The organism is Pseudomonas sp. TUM25319 (assembly GCF_056388475.1).
In genome coordinates this window covers 693,673-710,642 of record NZ_CM150751.1, presented here as the reverse complement: position 1 = coordinate 710,642, position 16,970 = coordinate 693,673, and the positions used below count along the sequence as shown (strand labels likewise).

The following is a 16,970-nucleotide window of genomic DNA, read 5'->3' as shown; positions in this document are numbered from 1 at the left end:
TATGAAAAACCTCGACCCGACGTACCTCAAGCACCAGTTCCTGATCGCCATGCCGCACATGGCGGACCCGAATTTCGCCCATACCCTGACCTACATCGTCGAGCACAATGCCAACGGTGCCATGGGGCTGGTGATCAACCGTCCGCAGGAGCTGAACCTGGCCGATATCCTCGAGCAGCTGCGCCCCGAGGTCGAGCCGTCACCTTTCAGCGCGAACGTGCCGATCTACATCGGCGGCCCGGTCCAGACCGACCGCGGCTTCGTGCTGCACAGCAATGAAAAAGCCTATCAGGCCACCATCCAGCTCGATGACCTGGCGCTGTCTACCTCCCAGGACGTGCTGTTCGCCATCGCCGACGGCAGCGGCCCGCGCCATAGCCTCATTACCCTCGGCTACGCCGGCTGGGAAGCCGGGCAACTGGAAGCCGAACTGGCCGACAACGCCTGGCTGAACTGCCCGTTCGACCCCGAAATCCTCTTCGGCATGGCCTGCGAGCGGCGCCTCGATGCGGCGGCGGCGCAGCTCGGCATCAACCTGAGCCTGCTCACCAGCCAGGCGGGGCACGCCTGATGGCCGAACTTCGTCTGTTGCTGGGTTTCGACTACGGCAGCAAGCAGATCGGCGTCGCCGTCGGCCAGGTGATCACCGGCCAGGCCCGCGAGCTCTGCACCCTCAAGGCGCAGAATGGCGTGCCCGACTGGTCCCAGGTTGAAAAGCTCATCAAGGAGTGGCAACCCGACGCCCTGGTGGTCGGTCTGCCGCTGAACATGGACGGCACCCCCAGCGAGATGAGCGAACGCGCCGAGAAGTTCGCCCGCCGCCTGAACGGCCGCTTCAACCTGCCGGTACACACCCACGACGAACGCCTGACCACCTTCGAGGCCAAGGGCGAGCGCATGGCCCGTGGCGGCCAGCGTGGCAGTTATCGCGACAACCCGGTGGACGCCATTGCCGCCGCCCTGCTGCTGCAGGGCTGGCTGGAGGCCAACGCCGCGCAATCGTAACCCCCAAGCCGGGCCAGCCTTGTGCCCCGGCCTTCTGAGGAGCAAGCATGAGCCTACCCAATCCCGCCGAACTGATCCGGCAGATGGCCGTCGATCTTCGCGCCCATCTGAGCCGCCGCAACATCGCCGAGCCGCGCTACATCGGTATCCGTACCGGCGGCGTCTGGGTGGCCCAGGCGTTGCTGGACGAGCTGGGCAGCGACGCCGCCCTCGGCACCCTCGACGTGTCGTTCTATCGCGACGACTTCAGCCAGAACGGCCTGCACCCGCAGGTTCGCCCGTCGGAGCTGCCGTTCGAGATCGAAGGCCAGCACCTGGTGCTGGTGGATGACGTGCTGATGAGCGGTCGCACCATCCGTGCCGCCCTCAACGAACTGTTCGACTATGGCCGCCCGGCCAGCGTGACACTGGTCTGCCTGCTCGACCTGGACGCCGGCGAACTGCCGATCCGACCGAACGTGGTTGGCGCCACCCTGTCGCTGGCTGCCCACGAACGGGTAAAATTGCTCGGCCCCGCGCCGCTCGCCCTCGAGCGCCAGGACCTCGCCTCCGCTTCCGCCCTTTAAGAGTCCCCCGCGATGACGCCAATCGACGCCAAGCGCCCGCTGCAGCTCAACGATCAGGGCCAGCTGCGCCATTTCCTCTCGCTCGACGGCCTGCCCCGCGAGCTGCTCACCGAAATCCTCGATACCGCCGACTCGTTCCTTGAAGTCGGCGCCCGGGCGGTGAAAAAAGTCCCGTTGCTGCGCGGCAAGACCGTCTGCAACGTGTTCTTCGAGAACTCGACCCGCACCCGCACCACCTTCGAACTGGCCGCCCAGCGGCTGTCGGCGGACGTGATCACCCTCAACGTGTCGACCTCCTCGACCAGCAAGGGCGAAACACTGTTCGACACCCTGCGCAACCTCGAGGCCATGGCCGCCGACATGTTCGTGGTACGCCACGCCGACTCCGGCGCCGCCCACTTCATCGCCGAGCACGTCTGCCCGGAGGTGGCGATCATCAACGGCGGCGACGGACGTCACGCCCACCCGACCCAGGGCATGCTCGACATGCTGACCATTCGTCGGCACAAGGGCAGCTTCGAGAACCTCTCGGTGGCCATCGTCGGCGACATCCTGCACTCCCGGGTAGCACGCTCGAACATGCTGGCCCTCAAGACCCTGGGCTGCCCGGACATCCGTGTGATCGGCCCGAAAACCCTGCTGCCGATCGGTATCGAGCAGTACGGGGTGAAGGTCTACACCAACCTTGAAGAAGGCCTGAAGGACGTCGACGTGGTGATCATGCTGCGCCTGCAGCGCGAGCGCATGGCCGGCGGCCTGCTGCCCAGCGAGGGCGAGTTCTATCGCCTGTTCGGCCTGACCACCGCACGCCTGGCCGGCGCCAAGCCGGACGCCATCGTCATGCACCCGGGGCCGATCAACCGCGGCGTGGAGATCGAGTCGGCGGTGGCCGACGGCGCCCACTCGGTGATCCTCAACCAGGTTACCTACGGCATCGCCGTGCGCATGGCGGTGCTGTCCATGGCCATGAGCGGGCAGAACGCCCAACGTCAATTCGAGCAGGAGAACGCCCAGTGACCCTCAGTATCCTCGGCGCCCGGGTCATCGACCCCAACAGCGGCCTGGACCAGGTCACCGACCTGCACATCGACGCTGGCAAGATCGTCGCCATCGGCGCCGCCCCGAGCGGCTTCAAGGCCTCCCGCAGCCTTGACGCTGCCGGCCTCGTTGTCGCCCCTGGCCTGGTGGACCTGAGCGTCTCCCTGCGCGAACCCGGCTACAGCCGCAAGGGCACCATCGCCAGCGAAACCCGCGCGGCGGCGGCCGGCGGTGTCACCAGCCTGTGCTGCCCGCCACGGACCAAGCCGGTGCTGGACACCTCGGCCGTGGCCGAACTGATCCTCGACCGTGCCCGCGATGCCGGCAACACCAAGGTGTTCCCCATCGGCGCCCTGAGCAAAGGCCTGGAAGGCCAGCAACTGGCCGAACTGGTCGCCCTGCGCGACGCCGGTTGCGTCGCGTTCGGCAATGGCCTGGAAAGCTTCGGCAACACCCGCACCCTGTGCCGGGCGCTGGAATACGCCGCGACCTTCGACCTGACCGTGATTTTCCACTCCCAGGACCGCGACCTGGCCCAGGGCGGCCTCGCCCACGAAGGCGCCATGGCCAGCTTCCTCGGCCTGCCAGGCATTCCCGAGACCGCCGAGACCGTGGCCCTGGCCCGTGACCTGCTGCTGGTGGAGCAGACCGGCGTGCGCGCTCACTTCAGCCAGCTGACCAGCGCCCGTGGTGCCCAGCTGATCGCCCAGGCCCAGGCCCGCGGCCTGCCGGTGACCGCCGATGTGGCGTTGTACCAGCTGATCCTCACCGATGAAGCGCTGGTGGACTTCTCCAGCCTGTACCACGTGCAACCGCCGCTGCGCACCCGTGCCGACCGTGACGGTCTGCGCGAAGCGGTGAAGTCCGGGGTGATCCAGGCCATCTCCAGCCACCATCAGCCCCACGAGCGTGACGCCAAGCTGGCACCGTTCGGCGCCACCGAGCCGGGCATCAGCAGCGTCGAACTGCTGCTGCCGCTGGCGATGACCCTGGTCGAGGATGGCCTGCTGGATCTGCCGACCCTGCTCAAGCGCCTCTCGGCCGGTCCTGCCGCGGCCTTGCGCCTGCCGGTGGGCGAGCTGAAGGTGGGCGCGGCGGCCGACCTGGTGCTGTTCGACCCGCAAGCCTCCACCGTGGCGGGCGAGCAATGGCGCTCGAAGGGCGACAACTGCCCGTTCATCGGCCACTGCCTGCCGGGTGCCGTGCGCTACACCGTGGTGGATGGGCATATCAGTCACGAGGGCTGAGCCTTGAAACATCGCCGGCAACGCCGGCTCCCACATTGTGTGAGCCGGCGTTGCCGGCGATGAGGGCGCCACAGTCTCCGCCCAAGGCCACACCGCCCGTCCCCCAAGGTTGAAAAATTCCCCCCCACCCCCATATGAGTCTGCACAGGCATTTTCGCCCCGCTGCGTGGAGACTCTCCCTTGACCACCATCGTTTCAGTTCGTCGCCACGGCAAAGTCGTCATGGGCGGCGACGGCCAGGTTTCCCTCGGCAACACCGTCATGAAAGGCAACGCCAAGAAAGTGCGCCGCCTGTACCACGGCCAGGTCATCGCCGGTTTCGCCGGTGCCACCGCCGACGCCTTCACCCTGTTCGAACGTTTCGAAGGCCAGCTCGAAAAGCATCAGGGCCACCTGATCCGTGCCGCCGTCGAACTGGCCAAGGAATGGCGTACCGACCGTTCCCTGAGCCGCCTGGAAGCCATGCTTGCGGTCGCCAACAAGGACGCCTCGCTGATCATCACCGGCAACGGTGACGTGGTCGAGCCCGAGGACGGCCTGATCGCCATGGGCTCCGGTGGCGCCTACGCCCAGGCCGCAGCCCGCGCCCTGCTGAACAAGACCGACCTGTCGGCCCGGGAAATCGCCGAGACCGCCCTGAACATCGCCGGTGACATCTGCGTGTTCACCAACCACAACCTGACCATCGAGGAGCAGGACCTGGCCGAGTGATTCAGCTGTTCTGGCGCCCGGATACATCGCCGGGCTTTTCCACGCTGAACACAACGCCAAGGGACCACCACATACCATGTCCATGACCCCCCGCGAGATCGTCCACGAACTCAACCGCCACATCATCGGCCAGGACGACGCCAAGCGCGCCGTCGCCATCGCCCTGCGCAACCGCTGGCGCCGCATGCAGCTGCCTGCCGAGCTGCGCGCCGAAGTCACCCCGAAGAACATCCTGATGATCGGCCCGACCGGCGTCGGCAAGACCGAAATCGCCCGTCGCCTGGCCAAACTGGCCAACGCGCCGTTCATCAAGGTCGAAGCGACCAAGTTCACCGAAGTCGGGTATGTGGGCCGTGACGTCGAGTCGATCATCCGCGACCTGGCCGATGCCGCCATCAAGATGCTCCGTGAACAGGAAATGATCCGCGTGCGCCACCGCGCCGAGGACGCCGCCGAGGACCGCATTCTCGACGCCCTGCTGCCTCCGGCCCGCGCCGGCTTCAACGAAGATGCCGCGCCGAGCGCCGACTCCAACACCCGCCAGCTGTTCCGCAAGCGCCTGCGCGAAGGCCAGCTGGACGACAAGGAAATCGAGATCGAAGTGGCCGAGGCCATGGGTGTCGATATTTCCGCGCCGCCGGGCATGGAAGAAATGACCAACCAGTTGCAGAGCCTGTTCGCCAACATGGGCAAGGGCAAGCGCAAGAGCCGCAAGCTGAAGGTCAAGGAAGCGCTCAAGCTGGTCCGTGACGAAGAAGCCGGTCGCCTGGTCAACGAGGAAGAACTCAAGGCCAAGGCCCTGGAAGCGGTCGAGCAGCACGGCATCGTGTTCATCGACGAAATCGACAAGGTGGCCAAGCGTGGCAACGTCGGCGGCGCCGATGTCTCCCGTGAAGGTGTGCAGCGCGACCTGCTGCCGCTGATCGAAGGCTGCACCGTCAACACCAAGCTGGGCATGGTCAAGACCGACCACATCCTGTTCATCGCCTCCGGTGCGTTCCACCTGAGCAAGCCGAGCGACCTGGTGCCCGAGCTGCAAGGCCGTCTGCCGATCCGTGTCGAACTCAAGGCCCTGAGCCCGGAAGACTTCGAGCGCATCCTCAGCGAACCGCACGCCTCGCTGACGCTGCAGTACACCGAACTGCTGAAGACCGAAGGCCTGAACATCGAGTTCGCAGCCGAAGGCATCAAGCGCCTGGCCGAGATCGCCTGGCAGGTCAACGAAAAGACCGAGAACATCGGTGCCCGTCGCCTGCACACCCTGCTGGAGCGCCTGCTGGAAGAGGTATCCTTCAGCGCCGGCGACCTGGCCAGCGCCCACAGCGAAGCGCCGATCCGCATCGACGCCGAGTACGTGAACAGCCACCTCGGTGAGCTGGCGCAGAACGAAGACCTGTCGCGCTACATTCTCTAAAGGCAGCCGCAAGTTTCAAGTTGCAAGCTGCAAGCTGACCAACGTCGCCTTGCAGCTTGTGGTTCGGCCTACACGTCTCTCGGGTTCGACTCGGCCGGCTTGCAGCTTGCAGCTTGAGACTTGTAGCTTGGGCTTGTAGCTTGAGGCTTGCAGCCAAGGAGCTCCCATGTCCCGTTTGCCCACCGCGATCAACCTTCGCAAAGCCTCCAAGACCCTGTCGCTGACCTACGGGCCCGACGAGGTCTACAACCTGCCCGCCGAATTCCTGCGGGTGCACTCCCCTTCCGCCGAGGTCCAGGGCCACGGCAATCCCATCCTGCAATTTGGCAAGATCAACGTCGGCCTCGACAAGATCGAGCCGGCCGGCCAGTACGCACTGAAACTGAGCTTCGATGACGGCCATGACAGCGGATTGTTCACCTGGGAATACCTCGAACAACTCTGCCTGCGCCAGGACGAGCTCTGGGCCGATTATCTGCAAGAACTGGCCGCTGCCGGCAAGTCCCGCGATCCGTCCGAGTCTGTCATCAAGCTGATGCTCTAGTCCGGCACTCTCCTGTTTTAGAGCGCATTTTCTAACCCGATCTGCTTGAATGCCTCTGGCACCGGCCAGCGTCTGGCCGGCTTGCGCATAACTGGAAAGTCGGGTAACCAATGGATCTGGCAGGTTCCCTGCATCGCAAAGCGGGCAGTGGAACAGGCTGGTATGTAGAGGTCGCGAGCGAAAGCAGGCAGTCTTCTCACGCAGAAAAACCCGCACGGCTCATCGTCGCTCACTACCGGCCGCAGGACCGCATTTCGTTATCACTGGTCACCCGAGCAGCAGTACCGGGGCTTCGTCTGGGTAACGCCACCCGCCGAGCCGGTACTCGTCTCAGGACAACGGAGCGTCGTAGATGAGTAACAAGAATAACGATGACCTGCAGCGCCAAGCCTCGGAAAACACTCTGGGTCTGAACCCGGTCATTGGCTTGCGCCGCAAGGATTTGCTGACTTCTGCTCGGATGGTGCTACGTCAGGCCATCCGTCAACCGCTGCACAATGCCAAGCACGTCGCCCACTTCGGCATGGAACTGAAGGACGTGATCTTCGGCAAGTCCACCCTGCAACCCGAAGGCGACGACCGTCGCTTCAACGATCCGGCCTGGAGCCAGAACCCGCTGTACCGCCGCTACCTGCAGACCTACCTCGCCTGGCGCAAGGAACTGCACGACTGGATCGGCGACAGCAACCTGTCGGACACCGACATCAGCCGTGCCCACTTCGTCATCAACCTGATGACCGAAGCCATGGCACCGACCAACAGCGCCGCCAACCCGGCGGCGGTCAAACGCTTCTTCGAGACCGGCGGCAAGAGCCTGCTCGACGGCCTGTCCAACCTGGCCAAGGACCTGGTGAACAACGGCGGCATGCCCAGCCAGGTCAACATGGACGCCTTCGAGGTGGGCAAGAACCTCGGCACCAGCGAAGGCGCCGTGGTCTACCGCAACGACGTGCTGGAGCTGATCCAGTACGGCCCCATCACCGAGCAGGTGCACGAGCGCCCGTTGCTGGTGGTGCCGCCGCAGATCAACAAGTTCTATGTCTTCGACCTCAGCCCGGAAAAGAGCCTGGCGCGCTTCTGCCTGCGCTCCACCGTGCAGACCTTCATCGTCAGTTGGCGCAACCCGACCAAGGCCCAGCGCGAGTGGGGCCTGTCCACCTACATCGATGCGCTGAAAGAAGCCGTGGACGTGGTGCTGGAGATCACCGGCAGCAAGGACCTGAACATGCTCGGTGCCTGCTCCGGCGGCATCACCTGCACCGCGCTGGTGGGCCACTACGCCGCGCTGGGCGAGAAGAAGGTCAACGCCATGACCCTGCTGGTCAGCGTGCTCGACACCACCCTCGACACCCAGGTCGCGCTGTTCGTCGACGAGCAGACCCTGGAAGCGGCCAAGCGCCACTCCTACCAGGCCGGCGTCCTCGAAGGCCGGGACATGGCCAAGGTGTTCGCCTGGATGCGCCCCAACGACCTGATCTGGAACTACTGGGTCAACAACTACCTGCTGGGCAACGAGCCGCCGGTGTTCGACATCCTGTTCTGGAACAACGACACCACCCGCCTGCCGGCCGCCTTCCACGGCGACCTGATCGAGATGTTCAAGAACAACCCGCTGACCCGGCCCAACGCCCTGGAAGTCTGCGGCACACCGATCGACCTCAAGCAGGTCACCACCGACATCTTCTGCGTCGCCGGCACGGCCGACCACATCACCCCGTGGCAGTCCTGCTACAAGTCGGCGCAACTGTTCGGCGGCAACGTCGAGTTCCTGCTGTCCAACAGCGGGCATATCCAGAGCATCCTCAACCCGCCGGGCAACCCCAAGGCGCGCTACATGACCAGCAAGGAAATGCCCGCCAACGCCGGCGACTGGCAGGAAAACTCCAGCAAGCACACCGACTCCTGGTGGCTGTACTGGCAGACCTGGCTGGAAGAGCGCTCCGGCAAGCTGAAGAAGTCCCCGACCAGCCTCGGCAACAAGGCGTATCCGGCCGGCGAAGCGTCGCCCGGTACCTATGTCCACGAACGCTGAAACCCGCTGCGCCGCCCGCTTCAGGGCGGCGCCGCTCCATTGCTGACAGGGCTCGCGCATGGCGCAACCGTACATCTTCCGAACCGTCGACCTGGATGGCCAGACCATCCGCACCGCGGTTCGTCCCGGCAAGCCTCACTTGACGCCCCTGCTGATCTTCAACGGCATTGGCGCCAACCTGGAGCTGGTCTTCCCGTTCATCCAGGCCCTGGACCCGGACCTCGAAGTCATCGCCTTCGACGTGCCCGGGGTCGGCGGCTCGTCGACGCCGCGCCACCCCTACCGCTTCCCCGGCCTCGCCAAGCTCACGGCGCGCATGCTCGATTACCTCGATTACGGTCAGGTCAATGTGATCGGCGTGTCCTGGGGCGGAGCGCTGGCCCAGCAGTTCGCCCACGACTATCCGGAGCGCTGCAAGAAGCTGGTGCTGGCCGCCACCGCTGCCGGTGCGGTGATGGTGCCGGGCAAGCCCAAGGTGCTCTGGATGATGGCCAGTCCGCGTCGCTACGTGCAGCCGTCCCACGTGATCCGCATCGCCCCGCAGATCTATGGCGGTGCGTTCCGTCGCGACCCTGACCTGGCGCTGTCTCACGCGGCGAAGGTGCGGTCCTCGGGCAAGCTCGGCTATTACTGGCAACTGTTCGCCGGTCTCGGCTGGACCAGCGCCCACTGGCTGCACAAGATCCAGCAGCCGACCCTGGTGCTGGCCGGCGACGACGATCCGCTGATCCCGTTGATCAATATGCGCTTCCTGGCTTGGCGAATCCCCAATGCCCAGCTACACATAATCGACGATGGTCATTTGTTCCTGATTACCCGTGCCGAGGCCGTGGCGCCGATCATCATGAAGTTCCTGCAGCAGGAGCGCCAACGCGCCGTCATGCATCCTCGGCCCGCCCCGAACGCCTGATCCGCCCTTCATCGCTTGCACCTTTGGCAGGAGCGCCAGAGCTTGCAGGCAGGCGCCGCTCAGTACACAGGTTCAGTTTGTTGAAGGCTCGACGACGGAGTGTTGCCGGATGAAAGACAAACCCGCGAAAGCGGTGGCGCCCACGCCCGCCACCTACATCAACGTGCAGAGCGCGATCACTGGCCTGCGTGGCCGTGACCTGATCTCGACCTTGCGCAATGTCAGCCGGCACGGCCTGCGCCACCCGATCCATACCGCCAGCCACCTGCTGGCCCTGGGCGGCCAGCTTGGTCGTGTGCTGCTGGGTGACACCCCGCACCAGCCGAACCCGCGGGACAGCCGCTTCAGCGATCCGGCCTGGAGCCTCAACCCGTTCTACCGCCGTGGCCTGCAGGCCTACCTGAGCTGGCAGAAGCAGACCCGCCTGTGGATCGACGAAAGCCACCTGAGCGACGACGACCGCACCCGCGCGCATTTTCTCTTCGCCCTGCTCAACGACGCCGTGGCGCCAAGCAACACATTGCTCAACCCGCTGGCGGTGAAAGAGCTGTTCAACTCCGGCGGCCTGAGCCTGGTACGCGGTCTCGGCCACCTGCTCGACGATCTGCGCCACAACAACGGCATGCCCCGCCAGGTGGCACGGGATGCCTTCGAAGTGGGTCGCAACCTCGCTGTCACCCCGGGCTCGGTGGTGTTTCGCAACGACCTGCTGGAACTGATCCAGTACAGCCCGATGAGCGAAAAGCAGTACGCCAGGCCCATGCTGGTGGTGCCACCGCAGATCAACAAGTTCTACATCTTCGACCTCAGCCCGGCCAACAGCTACGTCCAGTACATGCTCAAGAACGGCCTGCAGGTGTTCATGATCAGCTGGCGCAATCCCGATCCGCGGCATCGCGAGTGGGGGTTGTCGAGCTACGTGGCGGCGGTCGAGGAAGCCATGAACGTCTGCCGCTCCATCACCCGCAGCCGCGACGTCAATCTGATGGGCGCCTGCGCCGGCGGCCTGACCATGGCGGCGCTGCAGGGGCATCTGCAGGCCAAGCGGCAACTGCGCCGGATCCACAGCGCCACCTATCTCGTGAGCCTTCTCGATAGCCAACTGGACAGCCCGGCCAGCCTGTTCGCCGATGAGGAAACCCTCGAAGCGGCCAAGCGCCGTTCCTATCAGCAGGGCGTGCTGAACGGTGCCGAAATGAGCCGGGTGTTCGCCTGGATGCGGCCCAACGACCTGATCTGGAACTACTTCGTCAACAACTACCTGCTGGGCAAATCGCCACCGCCGTTCGACATTCTCTACTGGAACAACGACGGTGCCCGTCTGCCGGCGGCGATGCATGGCGACCTGCTGGACTTCTTCAAGTACAACCCGCTGACCCGCCAAGGCGGCCTGGAAGTGTGCGGCACGCCGATCGACTTGCAAAAGATCACCGTCGACAGCTTCCACGTGGCCGGCAACAACGACCACATCACCCCGTGGGACGCGGTGTACCGCTCGGCCATGCTGCTGGGGGGCGACCGGCGCTTCGTACTGTCCAACAGCGGTCACGTGCAGAGCATCATCAACCCGCCGGGCAACCCCAAGGCGCACTACGTGCACAACCCCAAGCTGAGCAGCGATCCACGCGCCTGGTACTACGACGCCAGCAAGGCCGAGGGCAGTTGGTGGCCGCTGTGGCTGGAATGGATTCAGGCGCGCTCCGGCACCCAGCACGAAACCGACTTCACCCTGGGCAGCGCCAGCTACCCGGCCATGGACCCCGCACCCGGCAAATACGTGCTGGTGCGTTGAACACGAGGACTGGATGAAAACCCGCGACCGCATCCTCGAATGCGCCCTGCAACTGTTCAACCGACAGGGCGAACCGAACGTCTCCACCCTGGAGATCGCCAACGAACTGGGGATCAGTCCCGGCAACCTGTACTACCACTTCCACGGCAAGGAGCCGCTGGTGCTGGGGCTGTTCGAGCGCTTCGAGGAAGAGATGACCCCGCTGCTCGACCCGCCGCTGGAACTGCGCCTGGCAGCAGAGGACTACTGGCTGTTCCTGCACCTGATCGTCGAACGCATGGCCCAGTACCGGTTCTTCTTCCAGGACCTGTCCAACCTCACCGGTCGCCTGCCCAAGCTGGCCCGGGGCATGCGTACCCTGCTCAATGCCCTCAAGCGCACCCTCGCCGCGCTGCTGGCCAGCCTCAAGGCCCAGGGCCAGATCCTCAGCGACACCCGCGCCCTCGGCCAACTGGTGGAGCAGATCACCCTGACGCTGCTGTTCTCGATGGATTACCAGCGGGTGCTGGCCAAGGATGCCGAGGTGGGCATCGTGGTGTACCAGATCATGATGCTGGTGGCGCCGCATCTGGAGTCGCCGTCGCGGCAGGCGGCGGAGCAGTTGGCATTGAGGTATCTCGAAGGCTGAGACTCGGGTTGCTCTCTGGGGCCTCATCGCTGCGGTTCGGCGCCCCGACACAACAACAAAACGCCCGGCATCGAGCCGGGCGTTTTGTTTGCAGCCGCCTGTGGTCAGGTCTGGCTGGTCGGGGTAGCCGGTGCCGATGGCGCCGACGGCGCCGGCGTGGCGCTGGCTGCCGGAGCGGCGTTCACCGCAGGCGCGGCGCTGGCCGTTGGTGCGGCGGGCTTGGCGGCTGCCGGTTTCGGCGCGGCGGGCTTTTTCACCGCTGGTTTTTTCGCTGCGGCGGGTTTGGCCGCTGCTGGCTTGGCTGCGGGTTTCGCCGCAGGCTTGGCCGCCGGTTTGGCTGCAGTGGTTTTCGCAGCAGCAGGTTTGGCCGCGGCGGTCTTGGCTGCCGGCTTGGCTGCTGCCGGCTTGGCCGCCGCAGGTTTCGCAGCGGGCTTGGCAGCAGCGGTTTTGGCCGCCGGTTTTGCCGCTGCGGTTTTCGCCGCAGGTTTGGCTGCCGCTTTCGGTGCGGCCTTGGCCAGCGGCTTGGCAGCAGCCTTGCTCGCGGTCGAGGACTTCGCGGAGATCGGGGTCACCGAGGCTCCGGTGAGTTTCTCGATCTGCTTGGTCAGCTTGTCGACCTGGCTGTGCAGCGCCTTGACCTCATTGCGGCTCGGTACGCCGAGACGCGAGATGGCACTGTTCAGGCGCTTGTCGAAAGCCTCTTCGAGCTCGCTCCATTTGCCCAGTGCACGATCCTTCACGTCAGTCACACGCGAGGTCGCCGCCTTGGCGCCGTCTTTTGCCGTATCTTTCACGGAGTCAACGCCCTTCTTGGCCTGCTTCTCGGCCTTCTCGCCGTCCTTGACCAGGGTGTCGAACAACTTGGGACCGTCCTGGTCGATCTTGGAGTAGATACCCAGGCCTGCCAGCCAGATCTTGCGGGAGTACTTCTCGATTCCCCCGATCCAGGAGCTGCCTTCTTTCTCAGTGTTCTTCTTGCCAGCCATCCCGCTCTCCTTATTGTTTGCCCGTGACACGTTCGAGCAACGCCGTCAGCTCATCGAGCTTGGCAGAAAGTGCCTCCACGTCATGTTTAGACGGAATGCCGATGCGATTCAAGGCGCTGGCGACCCGCGTGTCGAAAGCTTTTTCGATTTTGTCCAGTTGAACTTCGACTTTGTCCTTCACGCTGCGAAGTTCGTGCTTCGCCGAATCGATCTCGCTGTTGGCCGCGTCGAGTTCACGATCGATCTTTTTCTTGCCGCGCTTCTCGACCGCTTCGCCTGCCTTGATCAGGTCCTTGACGTAGTCGGCACTCTCCTGGCCCACACGGGTGTAGGCACCCAGGCCTGCCAGCCAGATCTTGCGCGCATAGCCGCGCACTTCACCCAGGCTGCTCTGAACGTCGTCTTTTTTCTTCAGGATCACTTTGGCCATGCTCTGTACCTCGCACTCACGATGGAAGGGAAGAACTGCCCACGGAATTGGGGACTGAGCATAAAAGTAGGGAGAAAAATTAGAATGGGCACCCTAACGGCAGCTGCAAGCTGCAAGAGGTTCCTGTTGCTGCCACCATTGATGTCACGCCACCGGTCCTCTTGCAGCTTGAAACTTGCAGCTTGAAACTTGTAGCTTGCAGCTCAAGCGCCGCTAGGCGAGCGCCTTGTCCAGGGCTCGCTCGATCTCGCCCTTGATGGTGCCGCCCAGCATCGACAGCATCATGCCCAGCTTCAGCTCTACACGAATGACGTCGTCGCCGATCTCGACGCTGCCATTGGCGCCGCTGCGCTTGACCTCGACCCGATCGCCTTTCCACTCGGCCTTGAGGTCGTACTCGCGGGAAAGCTTCTCCACCAGGGCCTCGGCCTTCTGACGGGCGGCCTCACGGCCGAGGCTGTGTTTGCGTTCAACGCTGATCTGGGTCATTCATCCGGTCCTGGCTGCAAGGGCATACTCGCGCATTATGCCCCCGCCCTCAGCCGCGACAACCCCGCCAAAGACAAATGCAGCGGTACGCCCTAGAATGGCGAGTAATTTTTCCCGGTGAAGCGATATGAACGACCAGCGCAAAGGCGACCACGCCGAACCCACCACTCATTTCGGCTACAAGAACGTTCCGGAAAGCCAGAAGGCCGACAAAGTCGCCGAGGTTTTCCACTCCGTGGCCGCCAAATACGACCTGATGAACGACGTGCTTTCCGGCGGCATGCACCGCTTGTGGAAACGCTTCGCCATCGAGCTGTCCGGTGTGCGCAGCGGTAACCGGGTACTGGACATCGCCGGTGGTACCGGTGACCTGACCCGCAAGTTCTCTCATCTGGTCGGCCCTACCGGCCAGGTCGTGCTGGCCGACATCAACGCCTCGATGCTCAAGGTCGGCCGTGACCGCCTGCTCGATCTGGGCGTGGCCGGCAACGTCGAGTTCGTCCAGGCCGACGCCGAGAAGCTGCCCTTCCCCGACAACCATTTCGACTGCGTGACCATCGCTTTCGGCCTGCGCAACGTCACCCACAAGGAAGACGCCCTGCGCTCCATGCTGCGCGTGCTCAAGCCCGGTGGCCGGCTGCTGGTGCTGGAGTTCTCCAAGCCCACCAGCAAGCTGATGTCCAAGGTCTACGACGCTTATTCGTTCGCGTTCATGCCGCTGGCCGGCAAGCTGATCACCAACGACTCGGAAAGCTACCGCTACCTGGCCGAATCGATCCGCATGCACCCCGACCAGGAAACCCTCAAGGCCATGATGGTCGATGCCGGCTTCGACCGCGTCACCTACCACAACATGACCAACGGCATCGTCGCCCTGCACCGGGGTATCAAACCCTGATGCTGCTGGCCGGCCTTCTCGCCAGCGTCGAGCACGGCCTCAACCGTGTCCTGCGCCTGGACAGCACCGCACTGCCGCGCCTGGCCCCGCTCGATGGCAAGGTGATTGCCATCGACTGCCGCCAGCCGGCCCTGCAACTGTTCATCCTGCCCAGCGACGAGGGCCTGTTGCTGGCCAGCCAGTGGGCCAGCGACGCCGACTGCACCCTGCGTGCCCCGGCCAGCAGCCTGGTCCAGCTGGCCCTGAGCCAGGACAAGACCGCCGTGCTGCACAGCCCGCAGGTCGAACTCGACGGCGACAGCGCCGTGCTGCTGGACCTGTTCGGCGTGCTGCAGGACCTTGAGCTGGACTGGGAATACGAAGTCTCCCGCTGGCTCGGTCCGGTCGCCACCCAGTTGCTCAGCGGCCACTTGCGCAGCCGCGCGAAGTGGACCCGGCAGAGCCTCGCCAGCCTGAGCCTGACGGCGTCGGAGTACCTGGCCGAAGAGTCCCGCACCCTGGTGGGCCTGCGCGAAGCCGAAGCCCGCTTCAGCGAGCTCGACGCCCTCAAGCTCGACATCGAACGCCTCGAGGCGCGCGTCGAGCGCCTTGCCCGATCCCTTGAATCCAGCGATAACGCATGAAGCTGCTTGCCGTCCGCCGTCTGTTGCGCATCCAGCGCGTCGTCATCCGCTACCGTCTCGATGACCTGCTGTTCGACCTGCCCCTGCCCTGGTGGCTCGCCGCCTTGCGGCTGTTCATGCCGTGGCGCTGGCTGCCGCGCAAACAGCTCGACCTGAGCCGTGGCGCACGCCTGCGCCTGGCGCTGCAGGACCTGGGGCCGATCTTCATCAAGTTCGGCCAGTTGCTGTCCACGCGCCGCGACCTGTTGCCGGCTGACATCGCCGATGAGCTGATGCTGCTGCAAGATCGCGTTCCCCCTTTCGATCCGCAAAAAGCCGTGGCGCTCATCGAAGAGCAGTTGGGTGCGAAGGTCAGCGAAGTGTTCGCCCGCTTCGACGTCGAGCCGCTGGCTTCGGCCTCGGTGGCCCAGGTTCACGCCGCACGCCTGAAGAGCGGCGAGGAAGTGGTGGTCAAGGTGGTACGTCCCGGTCTCAAGCCGGTGATCGCCCAGGACCTCGCCTGGCTGTTCCTGATCGCCCGCGGCGCCGAGCGGGTGTCGGCCGATGCCCGTCTGCTGCACCCGGTGGAAGTGGTCAGCGACTACGAGAAAACCATCTACGACGAGCTCGATCTGCTGCGCGAGGCGGCCAACGCGAGCCAGCTGAAGCGCAACTTCGAAGGCTCGGACATGATGTACGTGCCCCAGGTCTACTGGGACTGGTGCCGGCCGAAAGTGCTGGTGATGGAGCGTATCTACGGCATCCAGGTCACCGACCTGGAAACCCTCGCCGACCAGCGCACCGACATGAAGATGCTGGCCGAGCGCGGCGTCGAGATCTTCTTCACCCAGGTGTTCCGCGACAGCTTCTTCCATGCCGACATGCACCCCGGCAACATCTTCGTCAGCACCGTGAAGCCGTGGAGCCCGCAGTACATCGCCATCGACTGCGGCATCGTCGGCAGCCTCACCCCCGAGGACCAGGACTACCTGGCGCGCAACCTGTTCGCCTTCTTCAAGCGCGACTACCGCCGCGTCGCCCAGTTGCACATCGACTCCGGCTGGGTGCCGGCGCAGACCAAGCTCAACGAATTCGAGGCGGCCATCCGCACCGTGTGCGAGCCGATCTTCGAAAAGCCGCTCAAGGATATTTCCTTCGGCCAGGTGCTGATGCGCCTGTTCCAGACGGCACGGCGCTTCAACATGGAAGTCCAGCCGCAACTGGTGCTGCTACAGAAGACCCTGCTCAACATCGAGGGCCTGGGCCGCCAGCTCTACCCCGACCTGGACCTGTGGACCACCGCCCAGCCGTTCCTGGAGCGCTGGATGCGCGAGCGCGTCAGCCCGAAGAACCTGCTGCAAAACCTGCACAGCCAGGTCGAGCAAGTGCCGCACCTGGCCAACATGACCCGCGATCTGCTCGAACGCATGTCGCAACCGCACCTGAACGATCCGCCGGCCCCCTGGAAGCAGCAGGATCACTGGGCCCTGCGCCTGCTGGGTGCTGCCCTGCTGGCTGGTGGTGCCACTCTCGCTGCCGGCGCCGAAAGCCTGAGTGCCGCCGGCGCCTGGCCGGCCTGGTTGATGCTGGCCGCAGGCCTCTATCTGGTGGTTCGCCGATAGCCAGCCGCGCCACCGGCTGGCACACTAGCCGCCGGCATTGGCGTGGGGCCGTGGCC

General features: G+C 64.7%; 18 protein-coding genes. 15 read left to right on the top strand and 3 right to left on the bottom strand.

The genetic code is table 11. The annotated features are described in order from the left end of the window. Position 1 precedes the first annotated feature (1 nt). From AC05QJ_RS03460 to AC05QJ_RS03405, 12 genes are all read left to right on the top strand, one after another. Positions 2 to 571 carry a YqgE/AlgH family protein gene (locus tag AC05QJ_RS03460; protein ID WP_476745597.1) on the top strand — a complete coding sequence of 190 codons (570 nt, stop codon included), beginning with the start codon at positions 2 to 4 and terminating at the stop codon, positions 569 to 571. Next, on the top strand, positions 571 to 1,005 hold the full coding sequence (ruvX, locus tag AC05QJ_RS03455) for a Holliday junction resolvase RuvX (RefSeq protein WP_476745596.1): 435 nt from the start codon (positions 571 to 573) through the stop codon (positions 1,003 to 1,005). The genes AC05QJ_RS03460 and ruvX overlap by 1 nt, the downstream gene beginning before the upstream one ends. Before the next feature lie 47 nt (positions 1,006 to 1,052). Further along, positions 1,053 to 1,571, top strand: a complete 519-nt coding sequence (gene pyrR, locus AC05QJ_RS03450) for a bifunctional pyr operon transcriptional regulator/uracil phosphoribosyltransferase PyrR (RefSeq protein WP_476745595.1) — start codon at positions 1,053 to 1,055, stop codon at positions 1,569 to 1,571. A 12-nt stretch (positions 1,572 to 1,583) separates the two neighbouring features. Next, entirely contained in the window at positions 1,584 to 2,588 is a 1,005-nt protein-coding gene (locus AC05QJ_RS03445) for an aspartate carbamoyltransferase catalytic subunit (RefSeq protein ID WP_476745594.1), read from the top strand. After that, positions 2,585 to 3,856, top strand: a complete 1,272-nt coding sequence (locus AC05QJ_RS03440; RefSeq protein ID WP_476745593.1) for a dihydroorotase — start codon at positions 2,585 to 2,587, stop codon at positions 3,854 to 3,856. The genes AC05QJ_RS03445 and AC05QJ_RS03440 overlap by 4 nt, the downstream gene beginning before the upstream one ends. Before the next feature lie 180 nt (positions 3,857 to 4,036). Continuing rightward, complete coding sequence (hslV, locus tag AC05QJ_RS03435; protein ID WP_043207181.1) at positions 4,037 to 4,567, top strand: ATP-dependent protease subunit HslV; 531 nt, start codon at positions 4,037 to 4,039, stop codon at positions 4,565 to 4,567. 76 nt (positions 4,568 to 4,643) lie between these two features. After that, complete coding sequence (gene hslU / locus AC05QJ_RS03430; RefSeq protein WP_476745592.1) at positions 4,644 to 5,981, top strand: ATP-dependent protease ATPase subunit HslU; 1,338 nt, start codon at positions 4,644 to 4,646, stop codon at positions 5,979 to 5,981. A gap of 166 nt (positions 5,982 to 6,147) precedes the next feature. Next, positions 6,148 to 6,525, top strand: a complete 378-nt coding sequence (locus AC05QJ_RS03425) for a gamma-butyrobetaine hydroxylase family protein (protein WP_476745591.1) — start codon at positions 6,148 to 6,150, stop codon at positions 6,523 to 6,525. A 352-nt stretch (positions 6,526 to 6,877) separates the two neighbouring features. Further along, positions 6,878 to 8,557 (top strand): class II poly(R)-hydroxyalkanoic acid synthase, encoded by a 1,680-nt coding sequence (gene phaC / locus AC05QJ_RS03420; RefSeq protein ID WP_476745590.1) that lies wholly within the window; start codon positions 6,878 to 6,880, stop codon positions 8,555 to 8,557. Positions 8,558 to 8,615: 58 nt separating this feature from the next. Then, on the top strand, positions 8,616 to 9,467 hold the full coding sequence (phaZ, locus tag AC05QJ_RS03415) for a poly(3-hydroxyalkanoate) depolymerase (RefSeq protein WP_476745589.1): 852 nt from the start codon (positions 8,616 to 8,618) through the stop codon (positions 9,465 to 9,467). 109 nt (positions 9,468 to 9,576) lie between these two features. Next, complete coding sequence (phaC, locus tag AC05QJ_RS03410; protein ID WP_476745588.1) at positions 9,577 to 11,259, top strand: class II poly(R)-hydroxyalkanoic acid synthase; 1,683 nt, start codon at positions 9,577 to 9,579, stop codon at positions 11,257 to 11,259. A 13-nt stretch (positions 11,260 to 11,272) separates the two neighbouring features. Beyond that, entirely contained in the window at positions 11,273 to 11,887 is a 615-nt protein-coding gene (locus AC05QJ_RS03405) for a TetR/AcrR family transcriptional regulator (protein ID WP_476745587.1), read from the top strand. Positions 11,888 to 11,991: 104 nt separating this feature from the next. Here AC05QJ_RS03405 and AC05QJ_RS03400 read toward each other — a convergent pair whose 3' ends face one another. The 3 genes from AC05QJ_RS03400 to AC05QJ_RS03390 form a co-directional block, all read right to left on the bottom strand. Continuing rightward, a complete protein-coding gene (locus tag AC05QJ_RS03400) occupies positions 11,992 to 12,873 on the bottom strand; it encodes a phasin family protein (RefSeq protein ID WP_476745586.1) in 882 nt (293 codons plus the stop codon). A gap of 10 nt (positions 12,874 to 12,883) precedes the next feature. Further along, positions 12,884 to 13,303: a phasin family protein gene (locus AC05QJ_RS03395; protein WP_476745585.1), complete on the bottom strand. Its 420-nt coding sequence runs from the start codon at positions 13,301 to 13,303 to the stop codon at positions 12,884 to 12,886. A gap of 213 nt (positions 13,304 to 13,516) precedes the next feature. After that, positions 13,517 to 13,792, bottom strand: a complete 276-nt coding sequence (locus AC05QJ_RS03390; RefSeq protein WP_476745584.1) for a polyhydroxyalkanoic acid system family protein — start codon at positions 13,790 to 13,792, stop codon at positions 13,517 to 13,519. A 127-nt stretch (positions 13,793 to 13,919) separates the two neighbouring features. On the opposite strand from AC05QJ_RS03390, the gene ubiE reads away from it, so the two are divergent. Genes ubiE through ubiB form a run of 3 tightly spaced genes read left to right on the top strand, consistent with a single transcriptional unit; the run spans position 13,920 to position 16,914 of the window. Then, positions 13,920 to 14,690, top strand: coding sequence for a bifunctional demethylmenaquinone methyltransferase/2-methoxy-6-polyprenyl-1,4-benzoquinol methylase UbiE (ubiE, locus tag AC05QJ_RS03385; protein WP_476745583.1), 771 nt, complete (start codon positions 13,920 to 13,922; stop codon positions 14,688 to 14,690). Further along, a complete protein-coding gene (locus tag AC05QJ_RS03380; protein WP_476745582.1) occupies positions 14,690 to 15,313 on the top strand; it encodes a ubiquinone biosynthesis accessory factor UbiJ in 624 nt (207 codons plus the stop codon). The genes ubiE and AC05QJ_RS03380 overlap by 1 nt, the downstream gene beginning before the upstream one ends. Beyond that, a complete protein-coding gene (gene ubiB, locus AC05QJ_RS03375) occupies positions 15,310 to 16,914 on the top strand; it encodes a ubiquinone biosynthesis regulatory protein kinase UbiB (RefSeq protein ID WP_476745581.1) in 1,605 nt (534 codons plus the stop codon). The genes AC05QJ_RS03380 and ubiB overlap by 4 nt, the downstream gene beginning before the upstream one ends. Positions 16,915 to 16,970: the final 56 nt, after the last annotated feature.